Here is a 26048-nt window from a genome sequence, read left to right on the forward strand (position 1 = left end):
TTGATGAAATTGATCGAAACCATTTTTTATCTCATGTTGACCGCCTCACTGGCATCCACTATCATCATACTGCCACTGCTCTTGATTCGGAAGCTGCTATACAAGCGTCTTGGCCCCCGAATTTTTCATGTACTGTGGTTTCTTGTGTTGATCAAGCTGCTTGTTCCTATAGCTCCACAAAGTCCTGTCAGCCTCTTTAATCTGGTACCGCAGAACATCCAAGAGATATCATTTGGGCCTAAATGGCACGCGGAGGAGCATCCTGCTTCTTCACAAACCGTAAAGGAACCAGAGCTAACCGTAACGAATAGCGCAGCAGCCGATGTTAACCCTGCTCCTATGTCAAAGCAGATGGAAGAGCCAACTGCAATTGTGAAGCCTCCCTCTCCAACGTATACCTATGAACAAGATCGGGATAAGCTGCCAAAGATGCTCGCGATCGGCCCACTGGTATGGCTAGCAGGAATGGTATCATTGGGTATGTATTACCTGTTTGTTGCCCTGAGATTCAATAGAAAAATGAGCGCATCCCGTAAGGTCGATAATGACGAGCTGCTTTCCATCCTGGAAGCTTGCAAGGAGAAGCTGGGCATCACTGCAACGATTCCTATCTATGAGACCGATTGTCTCCATAGTCCATGCATCTACGGCCTGACCAAGCCTAGAATTTATTTGCCCGTTGATATTATTACGATTGCCGATACCCGTCAGCTGACGCACATTCTTCTGCATGAGCTAACCCATTATCAACGGAAGGATTTATGGTTCAATTTCCTATGGACATGGACTACCTTGCTCCACTGGTATAATCCGGTTGTCTGGCTATCTATGAAAACAATCAAGGCCGACCGGGAAGTCGCATGCGACGCAAAAGTACTCGAAGTGCTCGGTGAGCAGGAAGCTTCGTCCTACGGTATGACGCTTCTCATGTTGTCGCGGCTATTTACCCGAAGCGCTTCACCCCAGGTCAATCTTTCGCATTTCTTGGAAAACAATAAGGAAATGAAACGGAGAATTACCATGATCGCCAAATTCAAAAAAGGTACGTATAAGCTGTCCGTGGTCGCGATTATTCTGGTCCTTGCCTTAAGTGTCCTTATGCTCACGAATGCTTCGGAGAGCGTGGAGAGTGCCGAATCGGGTACAGATTCAGCCTCTAAGCAAGGGAGGCCTTCCACCTTTAAGTTTCAGAGACTGAATGACTGGGCTAAATGGTTCAACAATCTTGGAAGGGCAAATGAGTTTGTCGGCTTCCCGTTCAAAGTCCCCGACTATCTTCCTGACGGTTATCAATTGGCAAGTATCGAGGTTGACGAGAAATATGTGAATCGTACGGACAATCAGGTCACCATCAACTTTGTATCCAATCACGGTAAAGAAGACGAGAACCAATTCGAAGTGATCGCCTCTACGGGAAATATACTAAATAAAGCACTCTCTCAACGGTTGGAGGGAGGCGAAACGAGGAAAATCCCAGGACCCTCATGGGGCACGGCACAACCCCAAACCTATATCCAAGATGAGGTTACGTATGCCAATATCAGAGGGATTTTAGTAACCACCGTGCAAAAATATGAGAACCATCAGCCGGAAATCGAAAAGACCTTCTTTTGGCGTGATGAAAGAATATACTATGCCATTCGATTTTATAGCGAAGATCACACCCTGGAAGAAGGACTTTCACGCAATCGGAGAACGATTTCGGAAGAGCAATTGGAACTCATTTTACAATCGTTCAAAAACCCGCAGCAGCTCCAACACGTCAGCTACGACGGAAAGGGAAATTCGTTCCCCATCTATGGGGAGAAGGATTTAAAGGAAGCGGAACAGCTTCTAGGCTTTAAAGTGAAACTCCCGTTCGCTATAAGAAATAACGAGCTTAAGCTGGTGGATTCCGTCATGCTCCAAGCAGGAGATCAGAACACCGGATATTCGTTCCGACACAAGGTAAATGCGATTAGAAATTCATACCTTGCCGTAGATGATCCCCAAAAAGGGAATCTCTCGGTTTATCAGAGCAAATCCCCGCTTATCGACGGTTCACAGCTGACACTGAAACGCACTCTGGACATGAACGGCATTAGCATTTCCGTCTACAAGGATGGGAATCATGTCTATGGCGGACCTTATTACCGCGACGCCGACAAGACAGAAGTCATAACCGAAAGCTATTATTTATGGGAGAAGAATGGCATTTATTATGCTGCCAACTTAGACGATCGAGATATAAAGGAAAACAACCAAGATGAGCTTGTGAAAGCTTTCCTACTCGCGCCTCAATGAAGCATAGAAAACTCTGCCAAAGCGATGATTGATTCCAAGCATATTGAACTGTCATTTGTGATACGGTTCTTCGCGCTGTCTGTTCCATGTCTTTCCGCCGTCCGCATACACGTAATTCAATGCGCTTCCTCCCCCGTGGGAAGCGCCACTAACAATCCCCCCTCCTTTTTCGTTGTGAAACCGATGAATTTTGTCTCAAATCCTTTTGCGCCTTTGATCTCATGCCCGTTCCATTTTTTCCCTTTTTTATCAGCTATTAATACGTGCATCGGCTTGGATGCTCCTTTCGCGAAACCGTACACGATGGCCATCTTATCCTTTGATATATAAAAACCGGTTTCATCTTTGCTCATCCCCATAACTTTCCCCGTTGTAACTAAGTTCAAAGGAGCCTTCACATTAACGGCCCCGTTTTGATACGAAATCAAATATATTCCCTTCTTGGTCAACCGAATACGAATTACCGGCACCATAGGAAACAATTTGATTGCCGCTGAATCCGAAGGAATAAATGGTACTTGCCTCTCTTCGTGTGGTATAAAGTGCTCGTTTCAATTAAATATAAAGTGATTCTACCTCCCGGTGCGGCAACTACCAGTGTGAGTATCTCACTTATTTAGTACGTAAATACTTCTTTCTTTAGACCATCCTTAACGAATTCCAAACCAAAGGAATTGGCCGTGCCGCTTGCACCAAATTCAGCTATCCGATCATCAGGCTTGCTTTCAAAATGAATGCTGTACATATTGTTAGATCTTAGCGTCAAGGTGATTTCTTGGTGTGGGACTTCAACGAACGACCAGATCCCCTTATAATCACCATTTTCTTGGATAATTGGACGAATCCATACTCTTTCATTATGCCCACCATAGTTGGTTATCCTTAAATCACATTGAATCGACACGATATTCTCTTGAGTACCATATATACAACGTGAACCTTTCTCTAGAAAATCTACAGCTTCAATTCCCGCCTTTTTTGCATAAGAAAGATAATACAATTGTTCTGTCAGAAGTGGATATATGTATGTGAAAATGATGCAAGAAATCAAAACCGTTCTGCCTACATATTTTATATAATGCTGCCTGAAATATTTTATTGTTAAATTTCCACTGAGTATTACCATAACTATTCCGAAAATTACAGAATAATGGAATCCTTCATTTGCTACAGGGTTGCTCCAAGGAGAGATTCCAATTGCTCTGAAGATATCATCTCCAACTAGGTATCCCCGATGAGTAATTCCCACGAAAATTAGAGTACTCAGTAAAAATAGTACATATAACCATCCTTTAATGCTGGTCATCTCATTCCCCCTACTATCGTTGAGCTATCGTACCCGGTAGTTCAATTGGTTTGCCTGACTTATTAACAAATTGGTTCTGTTCCTTCAACAAACGAAAAGGAGCTGCCTCGTAGGAGCTCCTCCACTATCGTTATCCCATAGTTGAATTATGAATGTAATCATCCACGTGACACCGAATTTATCTACGACTTCTCCAGCGTTTTCCGCATAAATTCCATAATATACTTTTCTTTAAAGCCAAGGCTGTCATACAGACTTCTGGCGTAATTCCCAACGACACACCAAAGATGGACAGTTGTGCTGCCACGCTGATGGATCTCGTTGCATAAATACAAAACAAACTTTCTTCCTATCCCAAGCCCTTGAAAGTCTGAACGAACGGATACACTACTGAGTTCATTGCCGCTAAGGTGACTATAAGCAACGATTTCCCCATTTATTTCGTAGACAAAACGGTCATCCGCATCCTCTTTCCATGCCCTTCGTTCTTTTTCACTAGGTTGGGCAATCACAGAATCAGGAAAGCTGCCAACACGGACGCGCATTTCATGAAAAGCTGCAGCATACAGCGACTGACTGGCAAGATAGTCCTCGTCCCTATACAGCCTCACCGGAAGTTTCTCCAATGGAAAGGCATCGCCGGTTCGCTGCATATAAGCCGAAGAAAAGTATTTGTCATAACCGAGCTTACTCGCAAAGGCAAGAGATGATTGATGACCAGTACGAAAGGAAGTCCTGACTTTTTGGCTTCCACCCGCCCGTAATTCATTTTCAGCATACTTTACCATTGCAGAACCGATTCCTTGCCTGCGAAACTGTGGAGCGACGAATACGGTTAAATAGGTCTGCGCTCCAGGCTCGTTCACTTGGGCCAGTGCAACAAGCTTATCCTCAATAAACGCGGTAACAAACAGTTTCGGTTCTTCAGCAAGCACCCGAAGGATGTTTTCACCAGCCTCGACGTCAAAGCCTAATAATTCTCTCACGGCATTGTAATCTTTTTCACTGAAGTGTTCGTATCGGATATCTGAAATGTTCATTAGCCTTAATTTCCTCCGTTTTTTTGAGGCGTAATAGAATTACTTCTGTTTATTTTCGTTCCGCAAAGGTCACAAAAATGGAAGCTGGAATTTTGATTTCAATACTTACTAACCTTTTCTCTTTTCATTTTTGGAATAATAATCATTGACAATATTCTATTTTTACCATTAAATCCCTTCTTGTATTTCATAAAAATACCCATTAGCTCAATTCGGCTGCAGTTTATTCAGCTATCGACATCTGTTAATAAATTGTTACTGTTTCAGTTATCAAGAGATACGAACGATTTAGCAATTGCTTGTATGCCGCATCCCAAATCTTCTTTTGTTGTTCAAACATCATGTATTTGTATTGAAGAATGAGTTTATTATCCCGAGCTTCCATAATCGTATATTTTATGGCCTCCAGTTTCACAGATTGAATTGGACTTTGAGTAGTTATCCACTTAAGATTAACATTCCAATGAACACAACCGGGATAAAAACATTTCTTGCACGCACATATGCACCATGAATTTAACTTAAATTATTATCCGGATTCCCGTCAGGGTTCGTTCTGTCATATCCCCAATCTCCACCGCGGTGATAGGGACCAACCTCCGTTCCGTCAGCTCTCGTATAGGGGCCGACCTCATGCGGTTCCACGTGATGCATGCCTACTTCAGTGGAATCATCACAGCCCAAGTCGATATCGAAGCTGCCCAAATCCAATGCAATACCCGTCGGAATCGCAATAACGGCGGCTACCGTAAGCAATCCCTCTACCCCACGACCAATGCGGGATTGATCGCCGCTGACAAGATGTCCCATACTTCGGGCTGTATATTCAATCGTACTAGCCGTTCCTTTAATGACGCGTGATCCCACTTCTTTCAGGTTGTGAGCACCCTGCCTCATCTTCTCGTTATCATCGGTAACGATGCCGTGTATGACATCAACTGCGCCTTGGACAGCTTTAGAAGTCGTTATGCCGGAACGCTCAACAGAGCCACCTACAGCCATGCCGATTCTGCTGATCATTTCACTTCCCGTCAACGCCTCTACGATTTCGAATGGCACGCGAACCAAGCTTCCCAAAATTTCACTCAAAAAGGTGCCAAACCGTTCAATAATACCCGGTTCATACTGCGCTAGGTCCGTATCATTGAGTATCCCTGCCGTTCTTCCTTGCAAATAAGCCGATCGATCGCGCACATCAAGCTGCGTCAATCGCTCCTGTTCCCGGACTCGGGCGATAATCTCATCGGCTAATCGATTCGCCTCCGCCTTCGCCTGCTGTCGTTTCATTTCGAGCCGTTCCATCGCCACATCGATCCAAGCCGTCTCCTCCCCACCCGATGACTTTTTCACTTTGGTAAAACGCGCAGCCGCTTGTTCTACTTCACGCTCGATTCGCTCTAACGATTGCCGCTTGGCCAACTCAACGGTTTCCAGCGTTAGTGCCGCCCTCTGCTCAATCTCTTCCTTCAGCCGCTTCTCCGCTTCGCGAACGCGAGTGATTAATTGCTCCATGCGCTGCTCAAGGGCACGTGCCTCCGCTTCACGCTGTTCAAAGATGCGGTCAGCCTGCCGTTCCATATGCTCATACGCGCTGCGGCGAGTCTCATCGACCCGTTGAAAGACGACATCCATCCTATGATTAGCTTCCTCTTTTTTTGCGGTATGACGTTCGAACACCTCGTTAGCGGCCTGCTCAGCGCGTCGCTTTTTCTCCAAATAACGGGTAACTGCATCATCTGCTGCTCGATCTATTGATTCCTCCCGTCGGTCTTGTCTCCATTTGTCATCGTCCATTGCACTCATTACGTCCATCTCTGTCCCCTCTTCATTCCATATTCCTTCCACATTTGAAGATGAAAAACGACATTTCAAAAGCAAGCCGTACTGATCATACGAAGTAAGTAATTGTGATTCGCAATGCAGCTCCACACAATCGATTCCCTTTTGCTAAAGATTACATTTTAGTTCGTTGGCTGTTCATTACATCGACTAAGAGCGAGTATATTACTTGCTTTCCGTCTTTGTTCGTTATATCTAAACTTTCAACAACTTTTGTTACTTTCCCATAATCTATACTAGACTGTCTAAAATATTAAATCACTCGCTTCAAGTTCAAAAAATTCCAATTGTTCTCTCGTACTAATTCTTTTCTCGCAATTTCTTTGTACTTGTACCACTGTTTATCGACACCATGTTCTATAATCCCATATATTTAAATACGGTTATCGTAACCATTAGCGGAATGATAATAATGGATCACTTTTATCACCATTTTTAAATCAACATTACAATTAGAACGCTTAAATATGATTTGTCAGACTTTTATTTAATAAAATATAACGTTTTTCAACTTTATCGCTTCCGCTGACATTTTCAATAAAGTATGGGCTGCAAGTAGGTTGCCCACCTTCTCCTCTTCTTTTTTCCGAATTAACTTTGAAACAACTGTTAGCAATCGAAATGAAGCGGATGTTAGAAACCCGAATCTTGCCAAACGAGGATCACCATTCCAACCTGTTTCGTGTAATCCCTGCAGATAGCTTAGAAAAATCTTTTCTATAATCGTCTCAATTGAATCAGGATTATAAAGCTGGGTACTAATTGCATATCCAACCATGCGACCAACTTCTTCGCCTATGCCCGATATACTCGCAAATTGCCAATCGAATATATGTAATCGCCCATCATTACGCAAATGAATATTTTTACTCCATATATCTTGATGCGCAAATACCCGTGGTAATAGCTCTAGCTTCTGCAGTAATTTTTCCTTATTGTCACAAAAATCTTCGTAACGTTTACCCAATTTTAATGAGATATCATTAAGTTTTTCTTGATATTCAAATAAAGAACCATTGAATTGCTTTCTTTCAAATCTATCACATTCAGATATCCAAGATTTCATAAAATTACGACATATGAATTCTTCATCAGGTAACGAATAAGAATGGGTCAAATACGCTCCATTAAATATCCCAACATAGCGTGCAACAATGATATGCTGGTCATAAGACCAGGAACCTTTTTTGTCTTTTTTTATGAGATCTTCAATCCACAACCATGTGGACGAATCATTCTTTTCGTCGATGGAATAACATTCTGGTACTTTATAAATTTGCGGTATTTGACTAAGCAGCCCTGAACTATAAACAAGCGATTCCCGCCTCCAATAGTTATAATGAGTAGGGTCGGAGTAATTCACATTCGGTGCGGAAATCTTAAGTATTAAGGACCACTCATCTATTTTATCGTCTTCTATTAGTTCACCTCTTAGTCTGTATACACCTCCCGTAGCCGGGTTCATATTGCCTTTAATTAGAGGCTCACTATATAACGAAATAAGCTCAATTTCCGTTTTCCCAGTGGCTCTCCTGACAATATCAATTAGGTCGCTTAAGTTAAGTGAAAATTCGTTCAAACCGTTCTCAAATGAAGCTAAGGACAATTTATTCGCCTCCAACATAACATCGTAGAATATAATTTTTCTTAGAATACTTCTGTATTACCAAAAAACCCTTTTTACCCCAGAACCTTTCCTTTATCGTAAAGAAGCTGCCGGTCATTTCCACGGCAGCTTTGTTTAGTTGTTATTCAGCTTTCATACCCCTTAACAGCGAGTTAGACCATAATCCTTACTTCTCCGGATTTTTATTCCATATTACAATTAATAAGGTTGCTATCGGACCGATGAACAAAGAAACAAAAAACCAATGAAGTCCGCTCATTTTATTCAATAAGAGAGAAAAGAGCTTATTCCTAGTGGGTGGACGATAAGGTTATATCTCCCGTTAGTTTAGCATCAGCAGATGAGAAGACGTTGCCTTTACGAATTTTTTTCGAATTAATACCCAAAAATGTTGAACCTACCTTAAGCGTAACTGCAATGACCACTATGATATAAACGGTATCTTCAGTATCGTGAACTCGATGAGTTAAATCATTAAAGTACACCAATTCAATAAATAAGAGCAATACCCAAATTCCAAAATAACGATTAAATTTGATTATAACCACCTCTTAAATACTGATTTTACCATATTCCCCAGAAGTGTGCTCCTAAATTAAACTACCCATTAGCACAACACGGATGTTGACCATTAATGGAATATTCAGCCTAAAATTAGCTTATAGGAGTATCATCAACCTAACATGGAAAAACGTACCCAAAGGTATATTTATCGGCCCGCCCACACGTGCACAAAACAGGCCGCGATGGCAGCCTGTTAGTTTTATTGAACTCCATCTGATATGGAGTCTGATTCAGCCTCCATAGTCAATCTTACCAAATGTCTCCTCTTCAGCCAGGTAATTATTCCAAAGACGAGTAAATTCCCCGTTTGCAATACTGAGATTGTCGAAATTACCTTCTTCCACGATTTTCCCCTGCTTAAATACATATACATAATCGAAATAGCGGACCAGATGCAATCTGTGCAGCACGCTTACCATACATTTTGCAGACAACCGCTCGAACAATCTCTTAAAAATAAGCATTTCGGTGGCCGGGTCTACATTTGACGTGGGCTCGTCTAGTAATACTATACTGCTGTCTCGGAGGGTGAAAATCCCCCTCGCCAAAGCAAGTCTTTGCTTCTGACCACCAGAGAGATTCACACCTTTTTCTCGAATATCACTATCAAGACCGTTAGGTAATTTCTCTACAACATCACTGAAACCTGCAGCCCAAATCGCAGAATCAATTTCTGCATCACTGGCCGGCATTCCCATTGTAATGTTGTATCTTATCGTGTTTTCAAAAATCTCAGGCTCTTGTGGAAGAAGAGTTGTTGTACTTGCAAGGGAATCAAATGATAGTATTTTGCTATCATCCTTCGTCAAAACCCCCTGTTGGATAGGAACTAACCCACGCAGCAAGTGGAGCAGGGTGCTCTTTCCTGCACCACTTTCACCAACAAATGCAATCTTTTTATCATGTTTCAAACACACTGAAATTTCAGTAAGCTGGTGTTTTCCATTTCCATACGAGAAGTTTAGGGACTCAATATCAAGTTTGTTCCATATTCCGAGGTAAGTTTCTTTCTGTTCTTGAGTTTTTTCTTTATCATCGAGTATCATTTTTACTGCTTCAAAATCGGTTTTCCAGTGAATGACCGACTCATATCCACCTGTATAAAATTGGAAGGATGCCATCGATTGATGCAGATACTGGAAAATCAACGTAACAGAGCCAATCATGATGGCTGCACCAGCTTGCTTCTGGTCATAGATGTAGTAGAAAATCAAGCCAACATCAAGCAACACCATGATTAGCCCTGAAATAAAGCATTTGATATGAGTGATCGCATTCTCTTTCGCCAAATGCGGAAATATACGATTGATGCGATTTTCAATATCGTTTCTTGCAAGGTGACCCACTCTCAACATAATAATCGTTCTTATATTGCTAATGTAATCAAAAAGTGCTGCCGCTAACTGGTGCAGCCTTTCATTCTGTGCTCGATATTGCGGTACTGACAAGCCATATAGCTTTTTCGTAATAAATACCAAAAGAATACCGCTTCCCATAATAATGAGGGAGATGGTCGGGGATATCGTCCATAAAATGATCAATGGTCCCCAAAACTTCATAAAGAAATCTACAAACACATACTGTGCCTCGCTAAATTGATGAATGGCATTACCAGCTCTGTTCACCCTGTCAATCACGGATCCTGAGTGATTGTCCGAATGCCAACCTAGCGGCAAAGAGTGGAGATGATCATACATAATAGTAATAAAACGTTTCCGGTTACGGAATGCAACATATCTTTCAATGAAACGTGCACTGCGATGAAAAATCTCAAAGATAAAGAAACACAGAACATAAAACATAAGCCATTTTACTACCTCATCTACAACCGATGGGTCATTCTTTTGCAGTGCGTTGATCATCATAGCAAATGCATAAGGTTTACCTAATTCTCCAAGCATAGAAAAAGCATGTAGAATGAGATATATTACAACTTTCCATCGCTCTCGATCAGCATATAACCAAAGTTGTTTGAACATAAAAATATATTCCATATTTCATCTTCTTCCCTTCCAATAAATGTTCATCAAAATATTCATTTTGAGATGCAACATTTATACGGAGGGCCTCGGGTGTAGTATCAAAAGTGTCAAATCAAAACGTTATCCCCCTATCATTTAATGGTAATTTTATTGAAAATTTACCATTTGAATAATTCAATCAAAACGTCGGAAAACGTGAATCCAAATATCCAGTGATATAAGCTGCCTGCAACCGCCGTACCTCTTCCGTGAAGTGAACATGATCGCAGTAAGCCGAGGTCCCAAATGCTCGACTGAAACTGTAAAGATCCATTCGAGGAATTTTGAAACTTTCCCATACTTGATCGGCTATCTTATTGTACTGCAATACATCCACTTCAAATCGATGAAAGGAACGACAGCGTGCATTGTGAATTTCTGTAACAACATCAGTCGTTTGAATCCAAATCACGTCATTTGCCATTTTCTGTGCTAACTTAGCAATGCTTTGCAAATTGCTTCGGTAATCATCCGGTGGCACTTGTTTGGAGCTATCAGTTAGACTGCTTTTGATATCGTGCAATCCGCAGTTCATAAGGAGAATATCATAACGGGTCCCATGGTTATGCTCCAAGGTCAAATATTCCAAAACCATTGAACTATCCCCACCGTTCGCTCCCATCGGGTTATCCAAGTTAGTCAGTGCCGCTTCCTCGCCACTTTTTCGATCATACCCAAAGCGATCTGCCAACATATCTTTCAAATACGGTCCATACTGAATCGAGATGCTATCGCCAATGACAAACACACGACGCATTTGATTGCCCCCCCATTTACTATAAGCCTTAAAATCCATCAAAAACAGCGGAATACTAAGTAAACATAGGCGGAGTAAAATATCCGATTCGATTCCAATGTCAAAAAAGTTTCAATCGCTTTATTGCTCACTAGTTCTCATTATATGTACCATTTCTGATGAAAATGCGATAAGGATCCGATCTGTCGGTTAAACATCCAATGCCTTAAGTTCAAGTTTTAATGGGAAGCTATAATCCATTGACTGCAATAACATAATGGCTTCCTCGGGAAAAGAATCCACATTCTTGCAGTACACCCACTTTCGAAAGTAGCTATTCGTTTAGATTTCATTTTCTTTCTTCGTATTATATTTTATTTCATTTCGTTGCGTTAATCTGCCCGTTACTTCATTATTAAAGCCCTCAGCTATCGCGTAATCCGTCGTCCATTCCGAAGCGATTGGAAACCGGTCTGTATCAAATATCACTGACTTCAAAACTTCGTTACTATATAATGGAATGAAAATACCTATATCTACTGTTTAATGGAGGAAACTAGTAATGAAAGAGCATATCGTCCATTTTAAAATTGTTAGCAAGGCGGGAACGCGGATACTAAGAGGACTTATTTATTTGGAGGAAAATCAGGAACCTACAATACAAGACTTTGAGCAATGCCTTAAAGACTGCGGTCACGATGTATGCATAGAAAATAAAGAGCAGTTCATTTTCAAAGCGTTTAGACCCGGAGAAGAATATCTCATTGATGTTCTGGAAGATTACGAGGATTCTCATACAAGGGAGCGGTATGTTGAAAGCTTGGCCAAAACGTTCATGAAGGACAACAATCCCATTTAGTATACTACTGCCCGTTAGCGCAATGCGGCTGCGGATCAATGCCGACAGCCGCGTCTTAGTTTTTCTTAATAACCATCTTTGAAATGGAATACATTGGCGCAATCAGGTTTTCCCGGCAAACGCCCATGTCTTACTCAATCCTTTTCCTCCGATCGGCGCAGCATCTCGACCAGCTCTACAAAGTGACGCCCGCGCTCTTCAAAGTTACTATATTGGTCATATGCAGTGCAGGCAGGGCTCAGCAGCACAGTGTCGCCCGGTGCGGCAAGCTTGTGTGCCTGCGCCACTGCCTCGGCCAGGCCTTCGCAGCGGACAATAGGCGGGCAGCTCGGCACTCCGCGCGCCGCAGCCTCGATTTGACTGGCCGCTTCGCCGATCAAAAGCAGCACCTTGACATGATCAGGCAGCAGCCTAGCCATTTCGTCAAACGGTACTTTCTTATCTCGCCCGCCGGCGATCAGCAGCACTCGGCCCACATGCGCGTGCAGCGTGGCGACGGTTCGGGCGGGGCTGGAGCCGATGGAATTGTTATAATAATGCACGCCGCCCACAGTTGCCACCCACTGGTTTCGGTGCTCTACTCCGACGAAGTTGCGCACCGCCTCCAGGATTGCCTCATCCGCCACGGTCTCCCGCACAGCGCTCATGGCAGCCATAACGTTTTCCACGTTGTACCATCCTGGCAATCGAATGTCACTGATGGGTAACAGACCGTCGATCACCCCGTCGTGGACAATGTGCCCGCCGAAATACTTGGTTCGCCCCCGCCCGCGTAGTGCGGCAGTCGCCGCATTATCGCCGTTTAAGATCGCAAAATCGTCCTCAGTCTGAAAATCCAACAGTCGGCGTTTGGCTGCGGTATATTCATCCATGTCGCTGTGCCAGTCGAGGTGATTTGGCGAGAGGTTGGTGATCACCGCTACATGGGGAGAGCGCGTCATGTCCATCAATTGGAAACTGGACAGCTCGACCGCGCATGCGTCCAGCGGCGACATGTCACCCACACGCGTTAGCAGTGGCGTGCCAATGTTGCCGCCCAGATGTACCGTACGCCCCCCGTTGGCCAGCATGTCAGCAATCAGCGACGTGGTGGTTGTTTTACCGTCCGAGCCGGTCACTCCGAAAATGGGACACGGACACAGCGCGAAGAACTCCTCCATCTCACTGGTTACACGGCTTCCTCCCGCGCGGGCTAAGTCCAGCGCCGGATGGTCTGGGCGCATGCCCGGAGTGCGGAACACCATGTCTCCCCCAACGCGATCCAGATAATTCTCCCCTAGGTGCAACCCGACGCCCAGATCGTCCCACTCCTCTCGGAGCAGGGCCGGGTTACGGTCGCGCACGGTGACGCGTGCCCCGGCAGAGCACAGCATTCGAATCAGCGGTGCGTTGCTGACACCGGCGCCGATGACGGTCACGTCCCGGCCGGCCAGCGATTGGATATAGGTGTCAAAAGCAGGATTCATAGGCACCTCCGCTTAGGAAATGTTAGGGATAAAACCATTCTGCTCTGAAGCTTACCTTCTCGGTTTAAATCGGTTGACCCACGTCGTACCACATAAATCAAGCAATGACCTCCTTAAATTGCCTATTATTAAATCAAATATACCACATATTGGAACCATCCTGCTGTTTGTTCAACAAGCGATAACATCATATAACAAGACAGCCCTTAATCCCTCTCACAAGCAAATGTTACTTCCAAATGAAACTTCGATATATATCTGACTTTAAAATCTCAACGATACTAGCTTTCAAAAAAAGGCGTGCCATTTCTAGATGTATGGAGAAAATATGAGTCTAGCTGAGTTGTTTTACATAAAGATTCTCCATTAATTAAAAAACAAAAATCGCTCTTGAAAGTGACTTTGGAAAATATTTTATTGATTATTTATCTTCTTATTTTGAATCTTATCATTTAATACGGTCCATTTTAATTATGTAACATCTTTTTATTAAGAATATCAGAGGCTTTTTTGGTGTACAACGCTTTTAGGTACCAGGCAAGCGATTGCTCAAAGAAGCGTCAGAAGGAGTAGCTAATCCTGCCAGTTAACATAATGCGGCTACCGAATTATACCGGAAACCGCGTCACAGTCTTTATTAGGCTATCGTACCCGGTTAGTTCAACTGTCATAAGATAATTTTCTCACTTCAAGTGTCCCATTTATCCGAAATCTGGCATCCTTTAAGATCTCTTCAGCGAGTTCATCAGGCAGCTTATGATCGGCGTCCAGCAGGAATGCGTAATAAAGATCGAATCAAACTAAGGGGCAATTGCTCGAAGCTTGAATATAGTGTTAGTCAAAGTAGCTACCTCTTTGATTTTCTGAAGTGTTATTGAAGTTCCTTGAACTTTATTTCAAACCCTTTAATCTTTTCACTATCCTTTAAAGATTAAGAAATGGGTTCCCCTTTCCAGGTATCATTATGTCATGTCATTTTCTCTAATTGAACTATTTAGTTTTATATATGGTGAGAACATTTTGCATTCTGTTTGTGATAATTCAACAGATAATTTGGCATATTCCTCTAAAGGAAATTGGTTTGATATTTCCAACGTTTCTAATACATGAAGCTGAGACAATGGTTCCAGTGATTGATCATCTACATTGATATTGGTAAGTGTCCATCGCTTCATTTGCTTTAATCCGGATAATGATTCCAACGTTTTAATATTCAATCGATTCCAGATACCACCTGATAGCGCAAGAACCTCAATTGATGCTAAGCTAATACCCTTCCAACGATGAAATGATTGGAAGGGTATTAAAGTTATTTATAATTTTTAATTGTATTCACGATTATTGTTATAAAACTGAATAATAAAGTTTTTAATTCGAGAGCCAAATATTTACGTTTAGCCCCAATTATAAAGTAAATTTCCCACCATGATAACAATAGTAAGTTTCAGCTTTAAGATTTTTAACCTGTCTCAAAGACTGTTCTGCTCTCTCAACATTTAAACAAAAGTGTGGATTAGTAATGACCAATTCATGATTCTCATGAACAGCTGCATCACCTGTAATTACACTATTTAAACTTGGAATATATAATGAAATATGCCCTGAAGTATGCCCTGGTGTTACTACTACTCTACATTTGTTATCTAGAATCATATCACCATCATGTACCTTTTTATCAATTGAAACATGCTTCAAATTCTTTAATTGCCGTATAAACCATTTACCAAATTCGATTTCTTCACCTGGCATATTTTCCAGCATTTCTTCGGCTTGAACCAATCTCTCTGACTTCATTTCACCACTGATGTATTTCGATTCAATTTCACTAGCTATAATGTTAATCCAAGGATACTTTTCTTTGAAATCATATAAGGAACCTATATGATCATCATCATAGTGAGTAATGATTATATTCTTTAAATTCTTCATTTCATATCCATATTTTAAAATTTCATTTTCAATTAAAGTTAAAAAATTTGTATATCCTGTATCGACCAAGGTTAGTTCATTATTCAATATAATTAAGCTAGGGTAAATGTAATTTTTTTGTCCATTAAATTCAAATTCAATTGGTAGTTCTAATATCTTCAATTTTCTTCCTCCATATTGTCAGTTCGTTAAACATTCGATACTAGAATATTTTATGCATTTATTATACATGACAATATGAAATAATTCATATAACACCAATTTCCAAACAACTATGTTATTTTTTATACGACTTTATTATTCGTAAACAGTTGCGCTATCCTGCCCATTTGCGCAACAAAGCTGCCGTTCGACGCGGTAGCCTTGTCATGGTGCGAACGTGGATTGGCTCGTTCTCAGGATTTCACAAAGAAAGCACGGAGTACCGAGATTTTTACGCTTTAGGGCTTAGACCCGTTCCGTTAACGTTGATCGGACTCCACACCTTGGATAGATAGGACGAAGGAATGTAAGGGCATAGACCCGTTGAGATTTGGGAGAGTGAATCCCAAGGACCTTGTGGAGAGAGACGTGCAGCATTGCCTTTTCATGGAAGATGTTGTCAATAGATTGACACCTTCTATTTCCGCATGCCCTCAAACGGAACCGCAAAGCCCACACTTTTAAATCATCTAAACTCCTATTTTAACATCCATGTGAAATCCTGCGAATGAGCGAGCATTCGTGAGGAAATCCTTATTCTCTGAGGGAGCGTAACGGTTATTTATGATACGGTTCACCGCGTTATCTGTAACTGCAAGTTTTAGGGCTACCGATTTCGGGCCCCCTTGGTATTCCGCCGGATTCATACCGCTTGGACAACAACGATCCCGCCAAAAAAAGCCGCTGGCAGCGGCTATCCCTTCTTATGATACTTCTTGCCCCACTCACCCATACTCTCCAGTATGGGAATAAAGCTTTGCCCAGAACTCGTCAGGGAATATTCCACTTTCGGCGGAACCTCCTGATAAACTTTTCGATGCACCATTTGGTCCCTTTCCAGCTCCCTCAGTTGACTGGTCAGGATGCCTTTTGAAATTCCCGGCACCAGCCGCTGTAGCTCACCGAATCGCCGGGTCTCTCTTAAATGCCACAGAATAATGATCTTCCATTTACCGGCGATGATGTTTTGCGTATCCGTTACAGGGCAAACCTCAATTTGTTCGACGGGAATTTCACCCTGAAATGACGTTCTTGCCACATCTAACCCTCTCCCTTCCTGATGGTCATATTTATATGACTATATCACAAAATAATGACTACTTACAAAAGTAGAACCAATACTATAGTATATAACTATAAACAATATCAATCACATACAGTGGAGGAATAGACAATGAACATCGGAATTATTGGCGCAAACGGGAAAACCGGAAACCTTATAATGGAGGAAGCTTTGAACAGAGGACATGCCGTCACCGCATTAGTGAGAAATGCCTCAAAAATTACTAAACCCAACGTCCGGGTGATTGAAAAGGATGTTTTTACTCTTACGGCATCCGATCTTAAAGACCTTGACGTTGTGGTAAGCACCTATGCAGCACCGTTTGGGGAAGAACATCTGTACATTGAATCGGGGAAAGTCTTGATTCAGGCACTTGCAGAAGCCCCCAATACAAAATTGATCGTTGTGGGAGGCGCCGGTAGCCTCTTTGTAGATGAAGAAAGTACAACAAAGCTGATGGACACGCCTGATTTCCCGGCTGCCATTATTCCAACGGCCGTCAATGCGGCAAAGCAGCTTGAGGATTTGCAAAATACCCAGTCAATCACATGGACTTATGTCAGTCCGGCTGCTTTTTATGACCCGAATGGAAAAAGAACGGGTTCTTACAAAACGGGAAAAGATCATCTTGTCTCAAACAGCAGCGGTCAAAGCTACATAAGCTACGCCGACCTTGCCATTGCGGTGCTAGATGAAATCGAACAGCCGCGGCATATCAATGAACGCTTTACCCTTGCTGGGGAAGCTGAGTAAAGCAAGCCAGTCCGACATTGCTTGGAAATGTCAGCCTACGATCAGATAGAAGGTGCTTTGCAGCCCAAAAAAACTTGGCCCTACTTATGGTACGGTTCACCGCGTTTGATCTTAAACTATCCTGCCCGTTACTTCAATGAATACTAAATAGGAGCTGCTCTCACGGCAGCTCCTAACTATCGTCTCCCGTTACTTTTATGAGGCTGTGAAAAATAATGCTAAGAAATATGAAACCCTTCAACATCTAAATGGAATGAATGGTATTTCAACTCCCTTTTTTGAATCCAATTTTCCAAGGGTATTATCCACGGGCGAAAAGTAATAAAATCACGTAATTTACTGATATTCACAAACTGTACCTCAATGACATCTTGGTCAGGATCTTTTATTTCGTTTTGCTCTGACAGCAACCTTCCTGTAAAATAAACTTGGAGGTACTGTCCATACTTCTCTGAAGTATACTCCGTAACGAAAGCAACATCTTCAGCAGCTATTTTAATCCCAGTCTCCTCATGCGCTTCCCGTTCAGCAGCTTGTAAGAAAGTTTCACCCATTTCGCTCGAACCTTTCGGCAAACCCCAGCCATATTTATCTTTTACTAACAGAACTGCATCACCTTTTAAAACCACGATTCCAGCCGCAAGATTATGTGCCAATTTTTCAACCCCATCCAGAATTATGTAAATGCTTTATATGTAAATTATCACATAAAATTGAATGGGATATAATGAATATTTTGAGACAATTACTCCTACTATCTTCCAGTTACTTCAACAGCAAAGGCAGCCGATCATTCTGGGTCGGCTGCCTGTTTGTCATGATGCTATCTCGTACCCGTTAGTGTAACAAGTCCACAAGAATGGTTGCATAAAAGCACCATCATGAAATACGGGAACAATTTGGCTAATAATTCGTCTCTCCATTGTGACGGAAGCAACTGGCCATTATAACGGCCCCGTTGTTCAGTTTCTAGATGAGCATCAGTATCTGAATATCGTCATTAATCCTTTGATCTCACATAACGCCAAGAAAACCAATTTACGACGGTTGAAAACGGATGACACTGATGCTCATCTACTAGGGATGCTGTATTATAAAGAAGCGCTTGAACCCTACAAAAAGCGGGGTCAGCATCTCATGAATTTACGCTATCTAACACGTCAACATGAATTTTTAACGGGTATGTATATCCAAGCAAAACTACAATTTCAGGCCATTCTGGATCAGTTTTTCCCTAAATACCATGGCGTGTTTGGTGACTTTTATTCAAAAGTTCACCTTCGACTTCTGGCCTTATACCCGACGTCTAGAGAGGTTCTGGAATTGGATGGGAAGGAGATTACAGCAGCAATCCAACGCCTTACAGGACGCGGCAAATCGGCTTTATACTGTCTGGAGCGCGCTCAAACTTAGTTGCAGCAGCAAAGCGAAATTCCTTTAAGGAGACAGCTTTTCCAAGTCATCTGATCTCCATGCAACTGCTCATCAAATTGCTTCTTCAATACCAGGACCATCTAGCAGACCTTAATAAATCGGTAGAGGCCTTGGCTGAAGAATTACTTGAATATGATTTAATTCAATCGATACCCGGGATTGGCTAAAATTGCTGCAACAATTTTAGCTGAGATCGGGGAAATCGATCGGTTTGATCACGCAAAGAAACTTGACGCCTTTGCTGGTATAGATCCAAGTGTTTTTTCATCAGGCAAGTTAACAGCAATCATAAATAAAATAACTAAGCACGGTACCAGAAGACTTCGTACTGCCCTGTATCAAGCTGTACGATGTGGTATTCGTAGTAATAGAAATAAAAAACTAAAAGCTTATTATGATAAGAAACTTGCTGAAGGAAAGCTGTTCAAAGTAGCGATAATTGCTTGTGTGAATAAACTCATCCACTGGATTTTTGCCATCTTGACTACTAAGGAAGTGTTCTGTTTAGAGTAAGCAGCATGAAATGGAGGTGTATGGAATCTAACTCCATACCATGTGGGACGGTTATTTTCCATTTACTTTTAAATATTGACAAGCTATTAGCTGGAATAGCACAACAAGCAAGACGAAAGTTACACCTCAAATCAGCTATATATGTACAAGACTCTTATTTTGTAATCAAAAAAACTTTAATTCAGGTAGTGGTAGCAGGTATTACATAAAGCTTCTCAGCCAAGGCTTGCATGTTCGCGGGAATTGCTGTAATATAGGAAATCTGGTCGACGTTAATGATCACAGTGCTCGATTATACTTTCGCGGGGTGGAGCAGCCCGGTAGCTCGTCGGGCTCATAACCCGAAGGCCGCAGGTTCAAATCCTGCCCCCGCAACCAACTTACAATTCAAGCTCGTCACATAAATAGAAATGCCTTCAATCCACAATCAGTGGTTGAAGGCATTTTTGCATTACCCTTCTTCATACTTTGAGGATGTCTAACAGATCGCTTCAGTTAACGATCCGCGGGATATCACATTCTTGTTCATATCCTAATCATCGATATCCCCATAGCTCTTCTGCCCGTTAGCGTGGAAAAGGCAGCCGATCGCTCTGGCCGGCTGCCTACGTAGAATTTGATTCAACTATCGTTCTCCGTTTGCGGAATGTAGTAGCTAATTAATTGTTTGGCAACCATTTCGTACAGGTATCTGCAAGTAATTGTAGCTCATTATACAGCACGCCGGCATGGTAGCCGTCGCAAACGGCATGATGGAATTGTCCCGATAATGGCAACAGTATTTTTTCGTCATGCTGAAAATATTTCCCCATTGTAAAGATGGGTAGTAAATAGGTTCCCTCGTTATAGACGTTCAGGTTAAAGCCCGTAAAGCTGACCCATGGGATGCTCGAAATGGGGAAGGTGTTTGGTGGTTCGTTTGTTTTAGCAGCAAATTGTTTAACACTTCCGTACTTTTTCATGTCATCAAGATAACGACTGTAAAAATCATTAAAATCTTCACCGTACAAAGTCCAGATGCTTGAAAAGGTTTTATCATCCTCATGGAAAATCGTAAAGCTAGGAGACAAACTTTCCCAATAACCTAACCTACCCTCAGAATCAAGACATGTGCGAAATTCATTGTGCCGGTTTACCACCGTAGTTATCATGTGGATTAGTGCTGGGTACAGCTTAATCCCCTTATTCTTAAGTTCTGCCAGCAGCCGGGTAATGTCAATATTTGCAGTCATGCTATAGGTGCATCTGACATTGTTTAAATAATGTTCGAAATAGGTTTTTCTATTCCAGTTATCAATGACAATCGGATTGAAAATCATTTATTATAACCTCCTAAAATTATTGCATTATTCATTTTAGGAGGTCTGATCAACTGATTTAACCATATCCTCATCACAATCCCAATACATTATTTATTCTACTGCTACTACATAGACTCTGTAATGTTGAGTATACCATTATCATAGCCAAAACATCAAAAATATAGCTTACAGATTGTTAATCTGCCCGTTAGTTTAAATCCCGTAGGGAGTTTTAGTATATCTCAAATAGACTCGTCGGGAATTTGATCAAGTTCTTGTCATTTGGTTTTGCCAAGAACTTGATCCCATAAAATAAAAAAACGCGATTTACAGGGCAACTAATGAGATAATGTTCTTGTCACCCGACATCCGCCCGAAAAGTGTGCCGGTGATCGACTGATGCCGATAATAGTTTGAATTTGCTTTGCTATTCCGAATACATGGAATTGATAAGCATCCGTATGAGTATTACGATTCTTACACAAACTCCTACCCAAATTGCTTCTTAAACAACTTTGCGGCCATTTTGTACATTAATGAATAAAATTGCGTTGAAAAGTTTGCTCAACCCTCCCCTCAGAAACGTGCAATATCCCGAGATTTAGGCTGCCTGCAACCGCCGCATCTCTTCAGTGAAGTGACACCGTTGGAACATCAATCTTTTAAAAAATACCTCCCAAGCAAGCTCTATTCAAAAAACTACTTGGAACATTCTTTCCTCTGTTTGATGAAGTTGTTGATTAGTCCGCTGTTTCAAACCATTGAATCGTTTTCGAAGCGAGCAGTTTCTTCTGCCCGTTAAAAGAATCATAGATGTTGAGCTTATAATGATTTAAATGTTGCATTTGGTAAATCAAATCCGAATCTGATTCTGCCAGCTTGAAGCCAACATGTTCACACGCTCATGATCTTCTATCCCAAGCTCTTCTGAAATCTGGCGCTTTGTCATTCCTTCTAGCTTCATATGAATAGCTTTTAACTTCAGCTCTTGGCTGTACGTTTTTAGCTTCTGTCCTTTTGCTGCCATGTCAAACACCCCCTAAAATAGTTTAGATGAACCCAGGGGTTTTTTCTAATGTCTATTTTAGGGGGGGGGGGGCGGTTCATTGCTTGGAGTGGTTTCTTTGATAGAGCTTCTCTTTTATTTCCTACTTGATTAGTCATGTCGCTTAACGCGGAAGGAAGCATTTATAGGCTAATCCATTATAGACTATTTATCATTTTTATCATTATCAATTATTAAATCGATAAACAATGTTCCTCTGTAAACAACTAAACCTTTTTGACCTATCTTAAGGTGATCAAACTCTTTTTTCGTGATCTGAGAAAGATGATATAGCTCAACTATTTGGTTATTAGGTGAATGAGTAATTTATTTTCAAAACGTACTAAGCCGTAGTTCATAAAAATACTGCACAATTGGATGCTTTAACTTCATCTTATCGGTCATATTTAAAATTCGCTTTTTTCCAACTCGTCTGTCCACCAAAGCTAGAATATTCAATAGGATATCATTGCTCTCTATGCTTTCCTCTATTGAAATGGATAAAAACTTATTAGCTATTACGATAAAATTTGATTTGCTTAATGATGACTGTGCTGACAAAAGCTCCTTTGCATATTCTGATTTTTTTCTACTTCTTGCAATTACTATTAGACGATCCTCCGGAACGATCCCCTTGGTATCTTTTCTGACTGCTTCAATTTCTTCATCGTTGATAGGAATTTGGATATCTGAATCATTCTTAATCTCCAGTTCCGTCTGATACCATCTGATTAAGTTAGTTGTATCACTCATATTAAGTATGTTCTTTTTATCTACTGCAATATAACAATGCCCTGCTTTATCGGGTAAATAACGGTAGCTCGTTGCACGGTATTCGACCCTTCCATATAACGCAGGACAGAGAAAACTCTCCAGATTTTGTTTCAATTTGCTCCAGGTCATGTACTACTCCTTGTTCTATATTAATAACTACCTATTGAGGCAGTTTCTATTACTCATAATACTATAACCCCCCCTCCTTGACGACATGTGAAATTCCAGAATTAATTAGAAAACGGAGCTCGCGAACACGCGGCGCTCCGTTTTTGTTGTTTCAGAATTTGTTAGAATTCAAGGTAAGACCCTACTTTACGATCAACAATTCCTTCCATGAATTAGGCACTCCATACAACCTTCGCACCTAATGCTTCACTGACAAGCCTAATAGGAACAAAAGTACTCCCGTTGATTATTTGAATTTCTGTATCTAATTCCATTTCTTCACCATTGATACTTACCTTTTTGAACCCACCTGAAAAAACGAGCGCCTCGTTACGATGGGGTTACGCACGAGGTCAAAAGCCTCAAAAAGCCCATCTAGGAGGTCGCTCTATCATGAAGTTTAAGGCACAGGACAAACAAAATCAACTCATAGAAAACATTACCGTTCATCATCTGGTCGTTGGCGTAGACATCGCCCAAGAGGCCCATGTCGCACGCGCTGTCAGCTTTCGAGGGTTAGCTCTGGGAACTCCCCTCGAGTTCGGTAATCATCGTGAGGGGTTCAGGCTATTCGAGCGCTGGATCCAAGATCTCCTCAAAACCTACAATCTAAGCCGCGTCATGGTTGGCATGGAACCAACCGGTCACTACTGGTTCAGCCTTGCACGCTGGCTTGTTGACCAAGGTATTGAAGCTGTTCTGGTTAATCCTCATCTTGTTAAAAAGAGCAAAGAAAACCGAGATAATACACCTTCCAAAAGTGATCGTAAAGACGCGCTTGTCATTGCAGATATGATCAAAAACGGGTATTACTCTCCAGTTCGTTTTCATTCAGAGGCTTATGACGAACTACGTATTCTCATGGCGAACCGTGAAACGGTCACCAAACGCCTCAATAGTGCCGTGAATCAGATTCATCGCTGGGTAGACATTGTATTCCCTGAGTTGCGTCAGGTCTTTAAAATCCTTACATGCACCAGTGCAATCGCAACATTACGGCTCTTCCCTTTACCAAGAGAAATTAGTCAATTAAACACGGAGCAGATCCTCGAGGGTTGGAAGCAATTTGTGAAGCGTCATTCTGGCATTAAGCGCGCTAATTTGCTCATTTCACTAGCAAAATCGAGTGTTGGTACTACACAGGGGATTCACGTTTACAAGCTTCACTTAGGGCAATTGCTCCAAGAATATGACCTGGCCCAGAGCCAGCTTGAGCAGATTGAGCATGAGGTCCATCTCATTCTTGAACGTATTCCTTATGCTCAGAGGCTGCTTGAAATACGCGGCGTTAACGCCACGAGTCTTGCTGGTATACTTGGTGAGGCTGGTGATCTAAGTGGGATACGCACGGAAATGCGTTGCTTCCCCATGCTAGATTGTTGCCCGTGGCCTCCAATAGGGAGGAAACCCCTTTTGACGAAAATCATTCTTCCGACGTAGAGAAGTATTACTTCATTCGGCAACCATTCGTTTTACAAAGTAATTCAGCGCTAACCTACGGCGGGTACAAACCGTGACTGATGGCGGTTCTACAAGATTCAGCTTATCTCTGATTATAAGTAAAAAGAGCCGTCATCTTCACCATTATAGTGAGGATGATGGCTTCAGTAACAATCAGCGCTGTTAGTCTAAAAGCGCTCCATCTTCTTCAAGCATGCGCTGCAGCTCTGCAACGTCAATATCGGCCGGCGCCGCGTTGTGCTTTACGGCGAGTCCCGCAGCCGAGCCCGCAGCCTGGCCGGTCGCCATGCAGCTGGGCGTTAGGCGCGTCGTAGCCAGCGCCTCGTGCGTGGTGGAGATGCAGCGGCCGCCTGTAAGCAGGTTGCGAACCCGCTTTGGCAGCAAACAGCGGTAAGGGATATCATAGGCGCCGTCTCCCTGTACCCATGCAGCCGTCACGCCTTTACCGGAAGGATCATGGATATCGATCGGATAGCCGCTGCGCGCGATCACATCGTCAAACCGGCGGCCCTGCACCACATCGTCTACCTGTAGCGCGTATAAGCCGTCGATGCGGCGTGTTTCGCGAATGCCGATCTGGGTGCCGACCGAAGAAATCGACGCCTTTTCGAAGCCCGGCAGGCTGCTGCGCATAAAGTCAGCGACCGCCAGTACCTGCTTGCGTCCGAGCTCCTCGGCTTCGGTCAAATCCTCGACATTCGTACCGTCCAGCCCCTGCACGCGGGTCGTATTGACTAGCACTTCATCGTCCGCAGGTCCGGTAAAGAACAGCACTTGATCGCGATTGATCGGCAGGTTCGCCGCTTTCCAATGCTTGTAATAGCCAAGCACCCCTGACAGATGAAGTTGAGGCAGTTCTTCAAACGGAGTTTTCTTATAAAACTCATCAGGATGCTCCATCATATACTGCTTCACTCGTGCAAGATCTACCCCCCGCATGCGGAACTTCATCGTCATCGGCTGAGTCAGCCTATCCACGTCCCGGCCTTGAACACAAGGAGCCCCCGCCAAATAGGCTATATCGGCATCTCCGGTTGTATCAATATAAATTTTGCCGCGCACTTCGATCCTGCCGGATTTGGAGGTCAGCTGCACCGAATGAATCCGGCCGTCAGAAGTCTCCACATGGTCTACGAAGCTATGCAAAAGAAGCTTAACACCGGCTTCCTTCAGCATGTCGTGCGCCAGCACCTTGTAAATCTCCGGGTGATACGGCGTTATCGTATGCACGAATCCAACCGTATCCCTTACGTGACCGGGGGAAGCGTTTAATTCCATCAGGCGATCAATGATTTCTTGAGCGATTCCTTTAATGACCTGCTTCCCGTCTATCGTATGGAAAGTCATCCAAGGGTACACCAGCGCCGCTGTCGACATACCGCCGATAAAGCCGTATTTCTCGATCAGCACTGTCTTCGCCCCGCTCCTTCCCGCTGCGATTGCCGCATTGACCCCGGCAGGACCTCCCCCTACCACAACGATGTCCGCTTCTATGGTCTGTTTAATGTTCATATCCAGCCTCGCACTTCCTTATATCGATTTTCTGATTTCTATTATAAGGGAATTTTCGCTTCCCAATGCCTCAACTTTTGTTTGCCTGCGACTCCTGTCAGCCCATACTCAACATCATCGAACGTTTCGCCAACCTGTACACTATCAGTTCCG

The 26048-nt window shown here is 42.7% G+C and carries 23 protein-coding genes, 1 tRNA gene and 2 pseudogenes; 8 read left to right on the forward strand and 18 right to left on the reverse strand.

Annotated features, from left to right (window positions below):
• The first annotated feature begins 3 nt into the window (after window positions 1-3).
• A complete protein-coding gene (locus QMA13_RS25735) occupies window positions 4-2283 on the forward strand; it encodes a M56 family metallopeptidase (RefSeq protein WP_282936564.1) in 2280 nt (759 codons plus the stop codon).
• A gap of 116 nt (window positions 2284-2399) precedes the next feature.
• On the opposite strand, the gene QMA13_RS25740 is transcribed toward QMA13_RS25735, so the two are convergent.
• The 8 genes from QMA13_RS25740 to QMA13_RS25775 all read right to left on the reverse strand — a co-directional run bounded on the left by QMA13_RS25740 (window position 2400) and on the right by QMA13_RS25775 (window position 11914).
• Window positions 2400-2711, reverse strand: coding sequence for a hypothetical protein (locus QMA13_RS25740; RefSeq protein WP_282936565.1), 312 nt, complete (start codon window positions 2709-2711; stop codon window positions 2400-2402).
• A gap of 188 nt (window positions 2712-2899) precedes the next feature.
• Complete coding sequence (locus QMA13_RS25745; protein ID WP_282936566.1) at window positions 2900-3589, reverse strand: hypothetical protein; 690 nt, start codon at window positions 3587-3589, stop codon at window positions 2900-2902.
• Between the two features lie 182 nt (window positions 3590-3771).
• Window positions 3772-4629, reverse strand: a complete 858-nt coding sequence (locus QMA13_RS25750; RefSeq protein ID WP_282936567.1) for a GNAT family N-acetyltransferase — start codon at window positions 4627-4629, stop codon at window positions 3772-3774.
• A gap of 516 nt (window positions 4630-5145) precedes the next feature.
• A complete protein-coding gene (locus QMA13_RS25755; RefSeq protein WP_282936568.1) occupies window positions 5146-6441 on the reverse strand; it encodes a hypothetical protein in 1296 nt (431 codons plus the stop codon).
• Between the two features lie 514 nt (window positions 6442-6955).
• Window positions 6956-8074 (reverse strand): phosphotransferase, encoded by a 1119-nt coding sequence (locus tag QMA13_RS25760; RefSeq protein ID WP_282936569.1) that lies wholly within the window; start codon window positions 8072-8074, stop codon window positions 6956-6958.
• Window positions 8075-8889: 815 nt separating this feature from the next.
• Window positions 8890-10638 carry an ABC transporter ATP-binding protein gene (locus QMA13_RS25765; protein WP_282936570.1) on the reverse strand — a complete coding sequence of 583 codons (1749 nt, stop codon included), beginning with the start codon at window positions 10636-10638 and terminating at the stop codon, window positions 8890-8892.
• A gap of 181 nt (window positions 10639-10819) precedes the next feature.
• Window positions 10820-11437 (reverse strand): SGNH/GDSL hydrolase family protein, encoded by a 618-nt coding sequence (locus tag QMA13_RS25770; RefSeq protein ID WP_282936571.1) that lies wholly within the window; start codon window positions 11435-11437, stop codon window positions 10820-10822.
• 321 nt (window positions 11438-11758) lie between these two features.
• The gene (locus QMA13_RS25775; RefSeq protein ID WP_282936572.1) at window positions 11759-11914 is read right to left on the reverse strand and encodes a hypothetical protein; all 156 of its coding nucleotides are present in this window, start codon (window positions 11912-11914) and stop codon (window positions 11759-11761) included.
• 64 nt (window positions 11915-11978) lie between these two features.
• On the opposite strand from QMA13_RS25775, the gene QMA13_RS25780 reads away from it, so the two are divergent.
• Window positions 11979-12275, forward strand: coding sequence for a hypothetical protein (locus QMA13_RS25780; protein WP_282936573.1), 297 nt, complete (start codon window positions 11979-11981; stop codon window positions 12273-12275).
• Between the two features lie 134 nt (window positions 12276-12409).
• Here QMA13_RS25780 and murD read toward each other — a convergent pair whose 3' ends face one another.
• The 4 genes from murD to QMA13_RS25800 all read right to left on the reverse strand — a co-directional run bounded on the left by murD (window position 12410) and on the right by QMA13_RS25800 (window position 16910).
• Window positions 12410-13741, reverse strand: coding sequence for a UDP-N-acetylmuramoyl-L-alanine--D-glutamate ligase (gene murD, locus QMA13_RS25785; RefSeq protein WP_282936574.1), 1332 nt, complete (start codon window positions 13739-13741; stop codon window positions 12410-12412).
• Window positions 13742-14703: 962 nt separating this feature from the next.
• A complete protein-coding gene (locus QMA13_RS25790) occupies window positions 14704-14958 on the reverse strand; it encodes a hypothetical protein (RefSeq protein ID WP_282936575.1) in 255 nt (84 codons plus the stop codon).
• A gap of 187 nt (window positions 14959-15145) precedes the next feature.
• A complete protein-coding gene (locus QMA13_RS25795; protein WP_282936576.1) occupies window positions 15146-15832 on the reverse strand; it encodes an MBL fold metallo-hydrolase in 687 nt (228 codons plus the stop codon).
• A 733-nt stretch (window positions 15833-16565) separates the two neighbouring features.
• Window positions 16566-16910, reverse strand: a complete 345-nt coding sequence (locus tag QMA13_RS25800) for a winged helix-turn-helix transcriptional regulator (protein ID WP_282936577.1) — start codon at window positions 16908-16910, stop codon at window positions 16566-16568.
• A 135-nt stretch (window positions 16911-17045) separates the two neighbouring features.
• Here QMA13_RS25800 and QMA13_RS25805 point away from each other — a divergent pair, with 135 nt between their 5' ends.
• A complete protein-coding gene (locus tag QMA13_RS25805; protein WP_282936578.1) occupies window positions 17046-17687 on the forward strand; it encodes an NAD(P)-dependent oxidoreductase in 642 nt (213 codons plus the stop codon).
• Window positions 17688-17905: 218 nt separating this feature from the next.
• On the opposite strand, the gene QMA13_RS25810 is transcribed toward QMA13_RS25805, so the two are convergent.
• Window positions 17906-18343, reverse strand: a complete 438-nt coding sequence (locus QMA13_RS25810; RefSeq protein WP_282936579.1) for an NUDIX hydrolase — start codon at window positions 18341-18343, stop codon at window positions 17906-17908.
• A gap of 268 nt (window positions 18344-18611) precedes the next feature.
• Between QMA13_RS25810 and QMA13_RS25815 the strand changes: the two genes are divergently transcribed.
• The 4 genes from QMA13_RS25815 to QMA13_RS25830 all read left to right on the forward strand — a co-directional run bounded on the left by QMA13_RS25815 (window position 18612) and on the right by QMA13_RS25830 (window position 20012).
• Window positions 18612-19100: an IS110 family transposase gene (locus tag QMA13_RS25815; RefSeq protein ID WP_282936580.1), complete on the forward strand. Its 489-nt coding sequence runs from the start codon at window positions 18612-18614 to the stop codon at window positions 19098-19100.
• Between the two features lie 59 nt (window positions 19101-19159).
• Entirely contained in the window at window positions 19160-19288 is a 129-nt protein-coding gene (locus QMA13_RS25820; protein WP_282936581.1) for a hypothetical protein, read from the forward strand.
• Window positions 19281-19634 (forward strand): transposase, encoded by a 354-nt coding sequence (locus tag QMA13_RS25825; RefSeq protein WP_282936582.1) that lies wholly within the window; start codon window positions 19281-19283, stop codon window positions 19632-19634. Before QMA13_RS25820 ends, QMA13_RS25825 begins: the two co-directional genes overlap by 8 nt.
• Window positions 19635-19935: 301 nt before the next feature.
• Window positions 19936-20012 (forward strand) — tRNA-Met (locus QMA13_RS25830).
• A gap of 281 nt (window positions 20013-20293) precedes the next feature.
• On the opposite strand, the gene catA is transcribed toward QMA13_RS25830, so the two are convergent.
• The 4 genes and pseudogenes from catA to QMA13_RS25850 form a co-directional block, all read right to left on the reverse strand.
• Window positions 20294-20953: a type A chloramphenicol O-acetyltransferase gene (gene catA / locus QMA13_RS25835; RefSeq protein ID WP_282936583.1), complete on the reverse strand. Its 660-nt coding sequence runs from the start codon at window positions 20951-20953 to the stop codon at window positions 20294-20296.
• An 835-nt stretch (window positions 20954-21788) separates the two neighbouring features.
• The gene (locus tag QMA13_RS25840; protein ID WP_282936584.1) at window positions 21789-21962 is read right to left on the reverse strand and encodes a hypothetical protein; all 174 of its coding nucleotides are present in this window, start codon (window positions 21960-21962) and stop codon (window positions 21789-21791) included.
• A 351-nt stretch (window positions 21963-22313) separates the two neighbouring features.
• Complete coding sequence (locus QMA13_RS25845; protein ID WP_282936585.1) at window positions 22314-22883, reverse strand: SF0329 family protein; 570 nt, start codon at window positions 22881-22883, stop codon at window positions 22314-22316.
• 212 nt (window positions 22884-23095) lie between these two features.
• Window positions 23096-23233, reverse strand: a pseudogene (locus tag QMA13_RS25850) (stalk domain-containing protein); the annotation flags it as partial.
• 82 nt (window positions 23234-23315) lie between these two features.
• On the opposite strand from QMA13_RS25850, the pseudogene QMA13_RS25855 reads away from it, so the two are divergent.
• Window positions 23316-24301: pseudogene (locus QMA13_RS25855) on the forward strand (IS110 family RNA-guided transposase); the annotation flags it as partial.
• 244 nt (window positions 24302-24545) lie between these two features.
• On the opposite strand, the gene QMA13_RS25860 reads toward QMA13_RS25855, so the two are convergent.
• Window positions 24546-25895, reverse strand: a complete 1350-nt coding sequence (locus tag QMA13_RS25860; RefSeq protein WP_282936586.1) for an FAD-dependent oxidoreductase — start codon at window positions 25893-25895, stop codon at window positions 24546-24548.
• Window positions 25896-26048: the final 153 nt, after the last annotated feature.

The sequence above is a fragment of the Paenibacillus sp. RC67 genome (assembly GCF_030020805.1).
Taxonomy (GTDB): Bacteria; Bacillota; Bacilli; order Paenibacillales; family NBRC-103111; genus Paenibacillus_S.

Excerpts from the sequence above, each read along its gene's own strand:
- QMA13_RS25755 (WP_282936568.1), bottom strand. The coding sequence starts at position 6,441 with ATGGACGTAATGAGTGCAATGGACGATGACAAATGGAGACAAGACCGA.
- QMA13_RS25770 (WP_282936571.1), bottom strand. The coding sequence starts at position 11,437 with ATGCGTCGTGTGTTTGTCATTGGCGATAGCATCTCGATTCAGTATGGA.
- QMA13_RS25805 (WP_282936578.1), top strand. The coding sequence starts at position 17,046 with ATGAACATCGGAATTATTGGCGCAAACGGGAAAACCGGAAACCTTATA.
- QMA13_RS25745 (WP_282936566.1), bottom strand. The coding sequence starts at position 3,589 with ATGACCAGCATTAAAGGATGGTTATATGTACTATTTTTACTGAGTACT.
- QMA13_RS25765 (WP_282936570.1), bottom strand. The coding sequence starts at position 10,638 with ATGTTCAAACAACTTTGGTTATATGCTGATCGAGAGCGATGGAAAGTT.
- QMA13_RS25860 (WP_282936586.1), bottom strand. The coding sequence starts at position 25,895 with ATGAACATTAAACAGACCATAGAAGCGGACATCGTTGTGGTAGGGGGA.
- QMA13_RS25840 (WP_282936584.1), bottom strand. The coding sequence starts at position 21,962 with ATGGCAGCAAAAGGACAGAAGCTAAAAACGTACAGCCAAGAGCTGAAG.
- murD (WP_282936574.1), bottom strand. The coding sequence starts at position 13,741 with ATGAATCCTGCTTTTGACACCTATATCCAATCGCTGGCCGGCCGGGAC.
- QMA13_RS25820 (WP_282936581.1), top strand. The coding sequence starts at position 19,160 with ATGCAACTGCTCATCAAATTGCTTCTTCAATACCAGGACCATCTAGCA.
- QMA13_RS25750 (WP_282936567.1), bottom strand. The coding sequence starts at position 4,629 with ATGAACATTTCAGATATCCGATACGAACACTTCAGTGAAAAAGATTAC.
- QMA13_RS25780 (WP_282936573.1), top strand. The coding sequence starts at position 11,979 with ATGAAAGAGCATATCGTCCATTTTAAAATTGTTAGCAAGGCGGGAACG.
- catA (WP_282936583.1), bottom strand. The coding sequence starts at position 20,953 with ATGATTTTCAATCCGATTGTCATTGATAACTGGAATAGAAAAACCTAT.
- QMA13_RS25735 (WP_282936564.1), top strand. The coding sequence starts at position 4 with ATGAAATTGATCGAAACCATTTTTTATCTCATGTTGACCGCCTCACTG.
- QMA13_RS25845 (WP_282936585.1), bottom strand. The coding sequence starts at position 22,883 with ATGACCTGGAGCAAATTGAAACAAAATCTGGAGAGTTTTCTCTGTCCT.